Annotated in this window: 13 protein-coding genes and 1 pseudogene; 9 read left to right on the forward strand and 5 right to left on the reverse strand. The window is 69.4% G+C overall.

All coding sequences use genetic code 11. The features are described from left to right. Window positions 1-274: 274 nt before the first annotated feature. Entirely contained in the window at window positions 275-1114 is an 840-nt protein-coding gene (locus tag OG753_RS03725; protein ID WP_405787115.1) for a hypothetical protein, read from the reverse strand. A 274-nt stretch (window positions 1115-1388) separates the two neighbouring features. On the opposite strand from OG753_RS03725, the gene OG753_RS03730 reads away from it, so the two are divergent. After that, window positions 1389-3203, forward strand: coding sequence for a helix-turn-helix domain-containing protein (locus OG753_RS03730; RefSeq protein WP_405787116.1), 1815 nt, complete (start codon window positions 1389-1391; stop codon window positions 3201-3203). A gap of 91 nt (window positions 3204-3294) precedes the next feature. Here the strand turns inward: OG753_RS03730 and OG753_RS03735 are convergent, their stop codons facing one another. Further along, window positions 3295-4302 carry a hypothetical protein gene (locus OG753_RS03735; protein ID WP_405787117.1) on the reverse strand — a complete coding sequence of 336 codons (1008 nt, stop codon included), beginning with the start codon at window positions 4300-4302 and terminating at the stop codon, window positions 3295-3297. 382 nt (window positions 4303-4684) lie between these two features. Here OG753_RS03735 and OG753_RS03740 point away from each other — a divergent pair, with 382 nt between their 5' ends. The 4 genes from OG753_RS03740 (at window position 4685) to OG753_RS03755 (ending at window position 8391) form a co-directional block, all read left to right on the forward strand. Continuing rightward, complete coding sequence (locus tag OG753_RS03740; RefSeq protein WP_405787118.1) at window positions 4685-5002, forward strand: hypothetical protein; 318 nt, start codon at window positions 4685-4687, stop codon at window positions 5000-5002. An 83-nt stretch (window positions 5003-5085) separates the two neighbouring features. Beyond that, window positions 5086-6432 carry a hypothetical protein gene (locus tag OG753_RS03745; RefSeq protein WP_405787119.1) on the forward strand — a complete coding sequence of 449 codons (1347 nt, stop codon included), beginning with the start codon at window positions 5086-5088 and terminating at the stop codon, window positions 6430-6432. Window positions 6433-6575: 143 nt separating this feature from the next. Then, window positions 6576-8084, forward strand: a complete 1509-nt coding sequence (locus tag OG753_RS03750) for a hypothetical protein (RefSeq protein ID WP_405787120.1) — start codon at window positions 6576-6578, stop codon at window positions 8082-8084. A 49-nt stretch (window positions 8085-8133) separates the two neighbouring features. After that, the gene (locus OG753_RS03755) at window positions 8134-8391 is read left to right on the forward strand and encodes a hypothetical protein (protein ID WP_405787122.1); all 258 of its coding nucleotides are present in this window, start codon (window positions 8134-8136) and stop codon (window positions 8389-8391) included. Window positions 8392-8778: 387 nt separating this feature from the next. On the opposite strand, the gene OG753_RS03760 is transcribed toward OG753_RS03755, so the two are convergent. Then, window positions 8779-9216, reverse strand: a complete 438-nt coding sequence (locus tag OG753_RS03760) for a 3'-5' exonuclease (protein WP_405787123.1) — start codon at window positions 9214-9216, stop codon at window positions 8779-8781. Between the two features lie 217 nt (window positions 9217-9433). On the opposite strand from OG753_RS03760, the gene OG753_RS03765 reads away from it, so the two are divergent. Further along, entirely contained in the window at window positions 9434-10387 is a 954-nt protein-coding gene (locus tag OG753_RS03765) for an IS481 family transposase (protein ID WP_405787124.1), read from the forward strand. A gap of 116 nt (window positions 10388-10503) precedes the next feature. Further along, window positions 10504-10620: pseudogene (locus tag OG753_RS03770) on the forward strand (transcriptional regulator); the annotation flags it as partial. Between the two features lie 30 nt (window positions 10621-10650). Here OG753_RS03770 and OG753_RS03775 read toward each other — a convergent pair. Both OG753_RS03775 and OG753_RS03780 read right to left on the reverse strand, forming a co-directional pair. Further along, window positions 10651-11526 carry a hypothetical protein gene (locus OG753_RS03775; RefSeq protein ID WP_405787125.1) on the reverse strand — a complete coding sequence of 292 codons (876 nt, stop codon included), beginning with the start codon at window positions 11524-11526 and terminating at the stop codon, window positions 10651-10653. A 379-nt stretch (window positions 11527-11905) separates the two neighbouring features. Next, window positions 11906-12445 carry a hypothetical protein gene (locus OG753_RS03780; protein WP_405787126.1) on the reverse strand — a complete coding sequence of 180 codons (540 nt, stop codon included), beginning with the start codon at window positions 12443-12445 and terminating at the stop codon, window positions 11906-11908. Window positions 12446-12759: 314 nt separating this feature from the next. Between OG753_RS03780 and xerC the strand changes: the two genes are divergently transcribed. Beyond that, window positions 12760-13749 carry a tyrosine recombinase XerC gene (gene xerC, locus OG753_RS03785; protein ID WP_405792536.1) on the forward strand — a complete coding sequence of 330 codons (990 nt, stop codon included), beginning with the start codon at window positions 12760-12762 and terminating at the stop codon, window positions 13747-13749. Further along, a complete protein-coding gene (locus OG753_RS03790; protein WP_405787128.1) occupies window positions 13728-13955 on the forward strand; it encodes a hypothetical protein in 228 nt (75 codons plus the stop codon). Before xerC ends, OG753_RS03790 begins: the two co-directional genes overlap by 22 nt. Window positions 13956-14042: the final 87 nt, after the last annotated feature.

Consider the following 14042-nt stretch of genomic DNA (forward strand, 5'->3'; position numbering starts at 1 on the left):
GGGAATGCTGCGGCAGCCCCTTCGAAGCACGGGAGTTCCTGGATGCCGTGATACACGGCATGTCCCGGCGCCGAGCTCGCGAGCTTCGATTCCTCGTAGACCAACTCGACAACTCGTACTGAGCGAGTTCAGGCAGGACGTTAAACGGCAAGCTTAGGCCCGCCGTGGCCCGTGCCGGAATGGAGTGTGCGGGACAGGCCCCGGTTCCCGTGACGGGACGCAGTATGGCCGGGGCCGTCACTCCACGGGCGCAGGTCGTGCGGTCGCCGGTGACTCAGTCCAGGCGGGAGAAGTCGAGATCCACCAGGATCTCCTTCAGGTCGACGTTCTCGTCGTTGCAAAAGCCCCGAAGCTCGTCCCACATCTCGGAGAGGCCTTCCAGGGCACCGGAGAGCAAGGACAGCTGTCCGCGGTCCTCATCGAACTCCTCGTCGTGGAAGTAGACCATCTCCGCCTTCTGGAGCTCGCGTACGACGCTGAGTAGCGTCGCGTGGTTCGTCTTGAAGCGCCTCAGCACCAGTTGAAAGTCCGTGGTCTGCTCGTGTACCACAAGGGCGAGGACCTGTCGGGCCATCCGTGTGAGGCCGCCGACGCGCCCCGCGAAGCGGTTGACCAACTCGAGGACGTCCTGTTCGTCCGACGGGTCCTGGCCGGCGTCCTCCCAGGCGAAGAACCGGCGCATGGTGGTCGCGGGCCGGACCAGGGAGCCGTTGACCGTGTCCCGGAACTCGGCCTCGATGTCGTCGACCGTGTACCGGTACGTGCCCTCATGCTTCTGTTTGACTGCCCGCAGGTACTCGACGGTGTAGTCGTGCCGGGTGACGCTGCTGTCGATCAGGTCGTGGTGCACTCCGCACAGCAGCATCAGGTTGTCGAAGTCCCGTAGCTGTTCGACATCCTTACCGTCCCATACTTCGTGCCGGGCGCTGCCGGGCTCGGCTCCGATGATGTGGGCGATCTTGCCGACCCAGGCGCCTTCCTCCGTGACCAGCCGAGTTGAGCAGTGTGGGTCGCCCCAGGCGCATTCGTTGCCGGAGAACGCCCACAGTCGGCGCGCGACGCCGGACAGGGGCTCCTTACGGTTCTTCTCGGAGCCGTTCGTCTGCTTGGCCACAGATCCGCCTTCCTACGCCCTGACGACAGCGCGCAGCGTAGTCCAGCTGGGGGGCGCGGGTCGGCCGCCCGCACAGCAGGGCCCACGCCGTGCCACGGGGCAGGACCAGCCTCACGCTCCGTCAACCGGATCGCCGGTTTCCGTCCGTAGGCTCCTGCGTCCGTGCTGGTCCGGCCGGGCCCTCCCCCGATGACCTGATCGGGTGTTCCGGTGGCGTCGGGTGAACTTGTGAAACCCGGCGGCGGAGGGCTGGAGGCCGGTGGATACTGCCGGGGTGCCGACGGATCTGAAGAGCGCGCTGGCCGCGCTGGACGCCCATGAGCCCTGCTCCCTGCTGGGATTGCGCGAGACGCAGTGGCTCGACGCGAAGGGGGGCCCGTACCAGTTGGCGAACCCCAGGTCGGTCGAGGAGCTCGCAAAGGACGTCGCGGCATTCGCCAACGGCGGTGGCGGGCTCATCGTCATTGGCATCGCCACCCGCCTTGAGCACGACGAGGAGGTCCTGGACCGCATCGTCGGGGTGGATCCGGCCGAGGTGAATCTGGACCAGATCCGCAAGCTGATCCGGCAATGGATCACGCCGGCTCCTCGCGGCGTGCGGGTCGGATGGTCCGGTGGCGATGGCGAGCGGGTGGTGTTCATCGATGTCCCTGCGCAGGCTGTCGACACGCTCTTCGTCGTGCCGGCACCGGTGGGCAAGCCCGGTTCGCCGCGCACCGACACGGTCGCCGTTCCGATGCGGGACGGCGACAGCACGCACTGGCTGCCGCGGGCCGAGATCCAGCAGCTGCTCTCCGCCGGGGTCCGGGCCTCCGGCATGCCCACCGCCCAGGCCCTCACCGAGCTCGTACGGCAGGCCGTGTCCGATGTCGGGCCCGACGGTGGGCTGCGGGTCGGGCAGGGCCTGCCCGAACGGGAGAGGGAGATGCGGGCAGCCTACGAGCAGTTCGCCGAAGCGGGGCTGGGGCAGCCGGCCGGTGAGGCATGGGCGCAGGGCTCGGCCGCTTTGCAGGATCTGCACCATCAGCGGGACGGCGATCCGGGCTGGGTGCTGTGTCTGGTGGCCGGGCGCCCTGCGGCTGCCGTCGCCGCGCCGGTCTGGCAGGCGATCGTCGATGCCGGCCGACATGCACCGGGCCAGGACCCGCTCGCGGCCGTCGGCTTCCCCCGCCCGCCCGAGGACATGGACACCCCGTGGGTGATCGCGGCTGACAGCCGGAGCGTGGATCTCGACGGCGGGTCGTGGGGCGCGGGCCGCCTGGTGTGTTCGGGGCGCGGCGTGTGGCGGTGGCAGCCGCTGCCCCGCTTCAGCCTCGACCAGGGCCGGTCTGCCGAGAACTGGACCGCCGGCCAGACGCCGGCGCTGCGCCTGCGCGCCCTGGTGAGCCTTCCCTGGGCCAACCCGGGCACGCTGGATATCACCAGGCCCCGGCGCACTGTGCTCGAACAGCAGCTTCCGTACAGCGCGGTGGCCGGCGCGGTGACGTTGCTTTCCAGGCGCCGGGGTGCGGATCTGCCCGCCGCTCGCTGGGAACGGGGGCCCTTCGACAACTCGGCCCGTTCCGTCGGCTACACGTGCACGATCGCCGGACCGGACGGCGGCCCGGGGTTGAGGGCATCCGTCGTGCTCGCGCTGCCCACCGCCATGGAGTCCACCGTGGTCGCCTGCGCGGACGTCCTGATCGAGAACCCGGCAGCATGGGCAGCGGCCCTGGGCCCCGGCTCGGGCACGCAACTGGGCCTCGACGAGGTCCAGGCCGTGCTGCTGAGCGCGTGGGAGACGGCTGCCGAGCTTCTGCCCGACCTCGTCGGCGACCCGGCCCTGCTGTCATGGGCCGGCCCGCCCACCACCGAACTGCGGATGACGTGCGAACAGCCCGCCGACAACGGCGTCCTGCCGATCCTGGACTCGCTCGTCGACCTGTCGCCGCTCGGCGCCAACGGCGGCAGCCCCAGATCGCGGATGGCCGTCACCATCGCCGCCGCGCCGGCCATGAGCCGCGCAGAGCGCCAGCGCCTGCTCCGGGAGGCGCTGGCGCACATGGCCCAGGCGTTCGGGTACGTCGACGCAGAGGTGGACCTGCTCTAGGCATGCCCGCAGGGCTTGGAAGACCGTCGGCTGACGGCCCCCGTCTGGGGTGAGACTGACTTGACGCCCGCGGGGCGCCTCGTGCCGTCGTTCAAGCGGTGGCCGAGCAGCCGGGCATCGCCGGCAGCAAGGCCTCGCCCGTCAGGGAACTGATCCGTCGCCGGATCGCCGCGAACATCTCAGCCCGCTCCTCCACGACCGGGTAGTCGATGCGGTCGTAGCGCAGCTGGAGGGTGGCGGTGTTGTCCGGGGACTTCAGGAGGACCAGGCCGACGCTCTCGCCGGGCGTGAGATCACGGTGCCCGCGCAGTTCCAGCGGCAGGCCGTGCTCCGGGTCGGTGAGCGCCTGCACCAGCTCGGCGCGGCGCAGGCCGGTATCGGAGGCGTGGTCCAGCTCCAGGATCCACCAGGCCCCCACCCTGGCCTGATCGCCGCGGACGACCTGGGGGACGGCGACGGTGTGGAGAAGCCCGAGGCGACGCAGCAGCCCGCTGGGGAGCCAGGCCGCCTGGCGCCAGCTGGCGTCGTAGGAGAGCGGCTGACGCTCGTCCTCCCACAGCCGCTCGTGGGCCGTCCAGGCGTCGCCGGCCAGCCAGCTGGCCTCCCCTCCCTGGTCGTGGATCCGCTGGGCGAGGGCGGCCTCGGCCTTCTGGAAGGCGCGACGGGAGGGGCCGCTGATCTGGATGCTGGTCGGGTGGCCGAGCTTGCGGAGCTCGATGCCGCGCTCGCCTCGCGCGGTGATCCGCAGCCCGTTGACGCCATAGATGGTGTCGTCGTCGGTGCCCAGGGGCATGCGGCCGGGCAGCAGCCCGGGCAGCAGCCTGTCGAGGCTCCGGTTGCTCTCCAGGTGGAGCCTGATTCCCTCCGCCGTGGGCTGCACGTACCGAATACCGAAGGGAAACTCGAAGAAGTCCCGCTGGGAGTTGAGGATCCAGTAAAACGCCTCGGACTCGAGCAGGAGCTGCGCAGGGTGGGCGGGTGCCGGAATGAGAGGTGCATGCGGGGAAAGGCTGGCGACAACCTCGCACGCCAGCTGGCGGGGAGCACCGGTGTAGAGCGCGTATGTACGGGCTCGGTTGCTGATCTGGTTGGCCGACACGGGTTCAAGCACCTTTCACTCCGCTCCGTCGGCCCGCGGAGCATGAGGAACAGGCACGGGTGTGCGGTATTGCGGTCGGTGGGTTGGAACTGATCGAAGCCCAGCTTCTTCGCCTCCGCCTTGAACCAGTGGGCCGAGGTTCGCATGAGGAGCAGCAGACCGATGCCGCGGCGACACTGTAGCGGCAGGGCGTCGCACTGCCCGGCGCGCCACGCCGTCCCATCGCGGCCTCCCGGTGGTGCGCGGAGGCACGCCTCGTGTCGGATGGCGACATTGCTGGCGATCTGGAGGTGGGAAGCCGGGGCGCGGTAGGTAGATGTCAGGCCACGACCGGTCGGCTGCTGTGGTTGACTCCTTTCTTCGCTTGGGGATGGGGGAACGCATGAGCGACGGGATGACGCCGGACGTGACATGGGAAGAGATCGCAGACAGCTGGCGGCTGGACGAGCAGGTCGAGGGACGGATGCGGCCCACCACGAGCGACGACGTGCTGACGCTGATGACGATCGGGGCTCTGCGTGGTCGCAAGCCACTGAATGAGGGCGCGCGGCGGAATGCCTTCGACGCGATGATGGCGGCGGTTGTCGGCGGCGCGGAGGCCGAAGGGGACCAGATCCCGCGGGATCCTGCCCGCATCGAGCAGACTCGCCAGGCCACGCTGCGTGCCCTCGAAGAGGCCCGGCAGCAACTCGAGGAGTGACCAGGCGCAGCCGGCGCGCCGCAGAACCGCCGCGGGGCGTGGCCAGGAGTGCCTTCGAGCCGGGCGCCGTCGTTGATGTTGGCATGAGCGTTCGGAACCTCCTCGATACGGCCTTCGCGCAGCTGGCGGCTCCGGGTACGCGTGACGGCGGCCTCACCGTCACCGCCCTGGGCTCGGGGGCCTGGAAGGAGTTTCTTCTCGGTCCCGGTGCCGGGCCGGGCAGGTCGGGGTCCTGGGACGAGCAGCTGGCGGTGCTGTGGAAGCGGGTGGTCGCGGAGTGCGGCGAGGCACTGCGACTCGCGGACGAGCACGACATCGACTGGGAGCTGCTCCCCCATGAGTCGAGGCTCGTCCTCGCGCTGAGCGGCCCGGACAGCGTGGTGGTCGACGTCGCCGCAGCCGCACTGGCGACCCAGCGGGAGCAGTGGGAGCTTGAGCAGCGCTTCGCCCGGATCCATCGCCGCCTTCCCTCGGGCCTGTCCGGCCTGGTGCCCGCGGACGTCGGCGCGCTGCGGTCCGGTCTGCTGGACGAGCACGACTTCCGCACCAGCACCTACGCCGTGGAGCGGGACCGGGCCGTGCGGTGGCTGCGCGCCCTGACCAGCACCGCGGCCTACCTCGCCGCCGCGCACATGGTTCCCGCCCCGCTCGCCCTGGACGTGGTGACCACCGCCCCGCTCGACGAACCGACCCGGGCCGCTCTGCGGCTGCCAGCCCCCTGGTCGCTCATCACGCACGACGCCGTCCCTCTGCGCGCGGCCCAAGCCGATGACGACGAGCTCGCCGCGCTCGTCGAGGCCGGCATGTGTGTGGGACCGGAGCCCGTCATCCTCGGCGGGCTGCTCGCCGCCCAACCTGATGGCCGGCTCGACACGACGTCGGGGTTCCTGCTCATCTCCTGTCTCGACGCCGCAGGCATACGGTGCCAGGTGCTGCAGCCGGCCGCGTACGGTGACCACGCTGGCGGCCGTGTGCTGTACGGGTACGCCGCGCAGCTCGCGTTCGCCCGATGGACGCCGCCTCCCGTTCTCCCGGACCCCGGGCCGCGCCCCACGTCGCGCAGCACCCTGGGCAGGATCGCCACGAGCGAGGCCGGACAGGCAGGCGGCTTCCATGGGATCCGGGTCCTGGACTTCACCCCTCCGCCCGAGGAACCGCCCGAGGAGCGCCCGGCGCCAGCCGGCTCCCGGGGGCCGCTCGCCTTCGGCACGTGGCGGCGGGCCCACTGGAAGCCGGGGGTGCGGATCGGAATCCGCGATGGCGACGGGCGGCTCATCGGGCCGGTCTACAAGGACGGCGCGGTCGAGGGCCTCACCTTCGGCCGTGAGCGCCGGTTCTTCCCCCGCGCCCGGATCCGCCCCGACCTCCCTCTGGCTCCCACCACAGCCGTTTACAAGCTCTCGAACTCAGGTGCACCGCAGGGGCGTTAGCAGCCATCCGCGGCCGCTGCCCTGCGCTGCTGCTCTCGCGAGGCCGGGCAGGATCTGTCGGTCCTGTGCGGTATACACGAGGAGATCACAGACCGCCTGACCGCAAGGCGGCGCACCGGGGGTAGGGAATGACCGTTCCGCACGTGAGTACCGCGCTTCGTCCGGGGGACTACCTCCAGATCGCTTCGGAACGGATGGCCGTCGACGGCGTGCCGGACGGCGAGGGGTTCGCCCGGATCGAGCGGGTCGAAGTCATCTCCGACATCGGCTTCCTGGCACCAGGCTCCACCCACGTGCGGACCCGGGCCGCCCGGCAGATCGCGGTCGTGTTCTGCCACGGCATGCCGGGCCCGGTCATGCTGATCGAGGGCGATCAGTGGACCCTCGGCGAGGTGGACGGCGAACGGGCCCAATGGGATTCCGCCCATCCCTGGTGGCCGGAGATACCCGAACCGCTGTTCACCGGAAGCCGCATGGCAACGGGACCGCACCCCTTTCGCAGCAACGTCCAGGGCCCCGAGCTCGTGCCGCCAGCCGCCTCGTCGGAGCCGCAGCCGCCGCGGCAGCGGGCAGCCGTGTTCGCCAAGCCGGCCCACACGCTCATGGTCGGGGACTACCTGCAGATCCATGCCCTGCGCCACCCGGAGTGGGACATGCGCATCGACGAAGGATTTCACCGTGTCGAATGGATCGGCCACCTCACCGGGGACGCCCTCGCCGGAGTGCTGAACGATCCTGACTGGGCGCGCGGCCGCCTCACCCTCGCCTCAATCCACGGCCTGTCCGGCATCCTCGTGCTGCCCGAAGTCCCGGTGACCGTCCTGATCCAGCCCAACCCGGAGCGTCGCCGCTCCGACGAGGACGAGGCCTGGCACGAAGGTCCCTTCTACGAGCTGGCCGGTGTCACCGAACCCGACCTCACCGAGCAGCAGCACGCCGATGCCCGTCTACGGCCGGAGCCGCCCGGGTCCGAGGCCGAGCTGTACCCCAGCAGGTTCAGCAGCCCCGCCCAGCGGGCCCTGCACCTGGACGGCGTCACCGGCATCCGCCCCGTCGCGGCCTCACAACTTCCCTGGCCACATGGCCTATTCAAGTGCCCCTACGGTGAGCGGGCGAAGGACCTGGCTGCCACCTACCCCAAGGGCCACACCAAGACCGCCCACGCCGAGCTGTTCACCCGGCTCCAAGAACAGGACTTCGCCGCCTGCCCCTACCACCAGGCCGACGACTGGAAGGCCATCGCCGAGGCCGTGCTCACCTTCGCCCGCGCTGAACCCGACAGCGACGAACAGGACCAGCTCTACCGCGCCACGCACCTGAGCGACCGCGACCGCTCCTGGTTCCGCTCCCTCATCGGAGGGGGTCACATCTGGTGGGACACCGGACGCCAGAACCTGACCAACGGCCAGCACCGCCTGTGCGCACTGCGTGCCGCCGGAGTCGAGGTGATTCCCGTCTACGGCCGGCACCTTCCCGACCACGACGAGACCACGCCCTCCCAGGACGCCCAGGCACACGCCAGGCGCACCGTGGAGGACTTCTGGTCCGCCCGCGTCACCGCCGTCCTCAAGCCGGGCCTCCTCAGTACCCACTTTGCCCGGCTGCTTGCCCGCTACCCGCGGCTGCGTGCCCTGCTGCCGAAAAGCGAGTAGCGCGCTACGCCCCAGATGCCGTGGACGCTTGTGGAGGTGCCAGTTGCGCATGCCGCTTACCGCACGTGAGGCCGTCGCTGCTGCCGCCGCGTACGCGTACGACACCGCCATGAAGTTCGAGCTGCTGGCCCGCCAGTGGGAGGCAGAGGGCCATACCCGGGACGCTGACGTCTTGCGTGAGCAGGGCCGGAACCTCGTCCTGGCCACGGCCGAGTACGCCGCCGTGAACGGTCCGGACGCCGCCTACAAAGCGGTGGAGCAAACCGCCCGGCTCATGGGGTTGAATCTGCCCTGGCCTCGTGTTTGACCGCCGGTCTCTGACTCACAGATCAGCAAAGACAACACAGCGTGGTCGCGGGTTTCCGTCAGACGGGCATCGACCGATGGTCACGTCGGATCCGGCGAGTATGCCCCTGGACGCAGCGCACGGGGGGACGCGGCGTCCAGGGGGACTGCCCGCCAAGGTACCGCGACATCCAGCCTCTTATCGCATATATCGGCGAATCGGAGCGCGAGTCGGGGCTCGCGTTGACTCGCGCTGCCGGTCCGCGCAGCTGCTTCGTGACGGCTTCGGGGATGATCTCGATCGCCACCACGGCCTGTCCAGAGTGGCGCTACAGCATGTTCCCCGTGTCATGGTGATCAGCGTCGTCGCGGACCGGAGCGTCGGGCCGGGCTCGGTATCCCCACCTGGTCAGGTCTGTTCCTCGGGAAGCCGCTGCTGCATCTCGATCACGAAGGCTGAAGGTCCGCGGGATATCCAGTATCCGTTCTTGGTCTCGTATCCGGGGCCGGTGATCATGGTCACGGTCGACTCGGCACGGGTGAGGGCGACGTAGAAGGTGCGCCTTTGCTCGGCGAGCTCCGTCTCGGTCGGTCTCCGCCACTTCTTGTTCCCGATGGGGACATCACGCGGAATGAGGCCTTGGACGAGGCCCGGCAGGATCACGGTGTCGAACTCTCGGCCCTTGGCTGCGTGGTAGGTGGCGAGCAGGACTTTCCCGATGACTTCCTCGCCGCGCGCGAGGTCCTGCAGCACAAGGTTCTTGGACCTGCACAGACCGGCCAGGCCGTCGAGACTGCTCGTGTTGTCCTGGTCAGGGTGCCCCGCGGCTACCTCGTCGAGAGCCAAGCCGGCACGCAGCTGCTCCAGCCAGGCGAGGGCAGGGGCTTCGGCTGGGTAGAGCTCCCCGGGGGAAGCCCACCCGTGCCGGCTGAGGGCAGTGACCCCAGCGCCTAGCTGTGTTGTCCCGGGACGTTGGTGACACGCGTGCCGGGTTCTTGAAATGGGTGAGGGCCTCCGGGTTCGGTGTGGATTGCGACATCTGAACCGAAGACAGGAGGCCCTCGTGGTCCACCGTAATGCCCCGCTGACCGAGACCGGGCGACTGCGTCTGGCCCGCTGTGTCGTGGACGACGGCTGGCCCGTGCGGCGGGCCGCGGAACGTTTCCAGGTCAGCCACACCACCGCCGCCCGATGGGCCTCGCGCTACCGCACGCTGGGCGTCGCCGGAATGAGTGACCGCTCCAGCCGCCCCCACCACCAGCCACGACGGACTGCGGCCGAGGTGGAGGAACACGTACTGCGGCTGCGGCGCGAGCACCGGATCGGGCCCCTGCGGCTGGCCGCCCGCTGCGGGATCGCCCCCTCGACAGCCCACCGCATCCTCGCTCGGCACGGCCTGCCGCCGCTCGCAGTCCTGGACCGGGCCACCGGCGAACCCGTCCGCCGCTACGAACGCGCCCGCCCGGGCGAACTCATCCACATCGACGTCAAGAAACTCGGCAGGATCCCCGAGGGCGGCGGCCACAAGGCCCTCGGCCGGGCCGAAGGCCGCCGCCACAAGACCGGCGCCGGCTGGGCCTACCTCCACACCGCCCTCGACGACCACACCCACCTCGCCTACACCGAAGACCTCCCCGACGAGACCGCCCCCACCTGCGCCGGCTTCCTGATCCGAGCCGTTGCCTGGTTCGCCGAACGGGGCGTCACCGTCGAACGGGGCGTCACCGACAACGCCTGGGCCTACTCCAGGAACACCTGGCGCCAGACCTGCCGTGATCTGGGCATCAGCCCCCGCTGGACCAGGCCCTGGCGACCACAGACCAACGGCAAGGTCGAACGCTTCCACCGCACCCTGCTCGAAGAATGGGCCTACCGGCAGCCCTACACCTCAGACGCCGAACGCCGGGCCGCGTTCACCGACTGGATCGACTGGTACAACTACCACCGACCCCACACCGGCATCGCAGGCCAAACACCCGCCAGCCGCGTCACCAACCTGTCCGAACAACACACCTAGGCCGTGTCCGATGGGTCCTGTGGGTCGCCTCGCGCTGGATCGTTGCGGTCGGTGTGGGGCGAGGGGATCGTTCAGATGACGCTGGAACGGCATCTGCCGCGTTACCGCGGTCGGGGTCGATGAAGACCCTGTCGGCGCACATGCAGCCGATGGTGGTGCAGGCCCTGGTGACGGCCTTCCAGCGGTCGCTGTGGGAGGAACTGAGGGCGGCGTTCACCTCGGAGACCGGGTGAACGCCGCCTACGGGTGCTCTGCTCGCGGGCTCACACACCGCCCGCGAAGAACGTCCAGCCCGAGGAGACCCCGGCAAGTGGTCCGACGTTGGCGTAGGTGTTCCTGCTGAGCTTGGAGGTCCACGCGGTGCCGTCCGTCTTGTAGAAGATCAGGCTGTCCGAGGTCCGGCCCTCCTCCTCCCACATGCCCGACGTGCCGATGTCGCGGAACCCGCCGAGCCTGCCGTCGGTCGCCGTGGCGATGCGGTACCGGAGTCCCGAACCGTTGTCCGCCAGGGCCAGGACCGTGTCCTTGGTCGCGACCAGAGTGCCCAGGTCCTCGGTGCCTCTGCCGTTCACATGCGTGTAGACGCCGCCCTTGATGGTCCCATACCCGACTTCGCCGGGCTTCGTGAAGACCGCCGTGTCACACGAGGCGGCGATGGACTCCCAGCCCGTGCTGAAGTTGTCGTACGAGCGGACGTGCTGGTACCGGCCGTTCTTCAGTGTGCCCGTGCCCCCTTGGCCGTTGTCGGCGTTATAGAAGAGGGCCGAGTCGCCCGACGCCACGGCGTTGGTCCAGCCCGTCGAGAAGTTGTCGTAGGTCTGGACGCGGGTGTACTGCCCTCCCTTGAAGGTGCCGCTCTCCCCCGCTCCGGTGTCGGCGTTGTAGAACAGCATCGAGTCGCGGCTCGCGACGCCGTGCGTGTACCCGTCGGGAACCTCGATGTTCGAGCCATAGCGCCAGCGCCCGGCCGACAGGGTGCCGGTGCCCACGGCTCCGGTCTCCTTGTTGTAGCCGAGGAGCGACGTGCTCGGGGTCGTCTGGTTGCAGAACGCCGAAGCAGCGGCAGCGGGCGTCGCCGGAACGGCCGGCATGACGGCCATCACGGAAGTGGCAAGTGCGGCCATCAGGGTTTTCTTCATGGGTCTCCCCGCTTCTTCGCACGTGAACGGGTGATCCCCCCAGCTGTGCACGGTCGGAGAAGGACACGTGCCCTGTTCATCGTGCGCCGCGTCCGGCGCCGTCGCATCTCGGGCGCCGGACGCGCGAGGGGGCTGGCCCCCGTTGACCAGTTGATGTGCATCAGGAGCCCTCACTGGAGCGCAGGGGCATGCCCCACTCGATCCATTGCTGTAGGTCGAAGCGGTCGACATGCTTGACGGCGCAGCTCATGCCCTGGAGTGGCGAAGAGCTGCTCGCGAGATGTGTGGAAGGTTGCTGACCAGCTGGACGCTGCCGAAGTCGCCGGCCTCCGCCAAGCCGGGCCTCGAGAGTGGCGTGAACTCGTGGTTTTGGCTTCGGTCAGGGCAGGTATTGGCGAGTCTCTGTCCAGGCGAGAAGTTGATCCCGTACTGGGCTGGGTTGCAGGTGGCCGACGAGCCTGTCCAGATGAGCCGTCAGGTTCTTGTGCCGCCGCAGCTCGCCGATCTGCGCGACCTCGAGGTCGCGCCAGTGATCGGCGAGAGCCCGGGCCTCAGCAGAGGTGAGGGCAAGTGCGGCAACGGTGTCGGCCGCCAGCTTCTCGGGGCTCCAGTCGTGATCCTCGTCGTCAGGGCCGAACTGGTCGATCATCCACATCCGGAGCATGAAGTTCTGCTGAGCCCCTCGCGCTCGATCCCACAGACCGTCGCCGTGCAGACGACGGTTGGCCTGCAGCGACAGCTTGGCCCACTGCTGGCGGGCTTCGCGGGGTTCGTCGGCGCGACAGGCATGGCTCTGCGCGACGGCGCGTACCGCCTCCAGCTCCTGGCCTTGGGCGTACTCGGCGAACAACGAAAGACGTTCGATCGTCCAGGTGCTGAGGTCCCGGCTTGGGCTTTCGTGATCGGCGTCGGCGTTCAAAAGTCCTCGTTCCTGATGGTGGGCATGCCGAGGTCGACGTCGGCTCCCTGGTGGGGACGCCGTCGACCTGGGCGAGCTTGTCCTCGGCTCCCGCAAGGCTGACACGCAGGCCTTCGACTTCGCCAAGCCACCCCTCGCGCTCAGCCTCGGCGATTCGGGCGATGAGATTGTCGCGGATCTCGACCAGCCGGTCACGCTGGGCAGGGTCGGGCCAGAGCATCGGGCAGCGCACGCCCCGTTGACTGAACGAACCACGTTGATTGTGCAGTTCAGGGCACATGTGAGGTTGTCGCCCAGTACGGTCTGCGGTCGTGATGAACGATCGTGCGCCCCAGCAGGATCTGCCGAGATTAACCGTTCCTCGGTGGGGCCGACTGGTGGATACCGGCGACCGGTACGAGCCCTACCGGCTCGTCAGCGCCGACGGCGCGGCCGTGGTACCGGTAGCGGTGTTCTTCCAGGAACTGCTCGCAGCCGGGAAGGCGGCGGCGACCGTCCGCTCCTACGGCATGGACCTGCTGCGGTGGTGGCGGTTCCTGCACGCGGTTGAGGTGCGGTGGGATCGAGCGACGCGCGTGGACGCTCGGGATTTCAGTTGCTGGATCCAGCTGACGGTCAAACCGCGAGCAACCGCGGCCAAGCGGCGGCCGGCCCACAACGTCGGCGCCCCGAATCCGGTGACAGGGAAAACGAGCCCTGGGCTTGGCTATGCCCCGTCGACCGTCGCTCACAGCGAGACGGTCCTGCGCAGGTTCTACGACCTGCACCGTGATGCCGGATCCGGGCCGCTGCTCAACCCATTCCCGCTGGACCTGGCGCGTCGCTCCGGCCGAGCGCACGCACACCACAACCCGATGGACGCCTGGGCACCGGAGCGGACAGGCCGCTACCGGCCCACGGTTCCGCGCCGGATTCCACGCTCGATCCCGGACGAGTGGTTCAACACGCTGTTCGCGGCGCTGCCGTCGAACCGCGACCGGGCCATGATCGCCTTTTGGATCTCCAGCGGAGTCAGGGCCTCGGAGCTGATCGGCGTCCGGCAGTGCGACGTCGAACCGGGACAGCAGCTGATCAGCGTTGTACGGAAGGGCTCCCGAGCACGGCAGCAGGTGCCGGCCTCGGCAGATGCGTTCGTGTGGCTGCGGCTCTACCAGCAGGAGCTGCACGGGCTGATGCCGCGAGGCCGGACACAGCCGCTCGAACATGCGATGGGCGCCGTGGTAGGTCAGCGGCTGAAACGGACTGGACCCTTCACGCCCTTCGTCACAGCGCCGCCGCCCGCATGGTCCGCGATCCAGCGCTGACGCTGACCGACGTGCAGTGGGTCCTCGGGCACGCGCATCTGACCACGACCGAGATCTACCTCGCGCCGCGCCAGGACGAGGTCGTGGCCCAGGTGCTGGCCCACCACGCCCGGCAGGCAGACCGACGTGCCGAGCCGGTGCCGCCGCCTCCGGCACCCGGCTACGACCCGGAAGCCATGGACGTGCTCTTCGGGCGGTCTTCATGACCACCACCACGAAGCACTCGACGCTCCGACAACTGCAGACCGCGAATGCAACAGCCGAACAGGCCCGGGCACGGAACAACATACTGC

Source organism: Streptomyces sp. NBC_00029 (assembly GCF_045160505.1).
Lineage (GTDB): Bacteria > Actinomycetota > Actinomycetes > Streptomycetales > Streptomycetaceae > Streptomyces.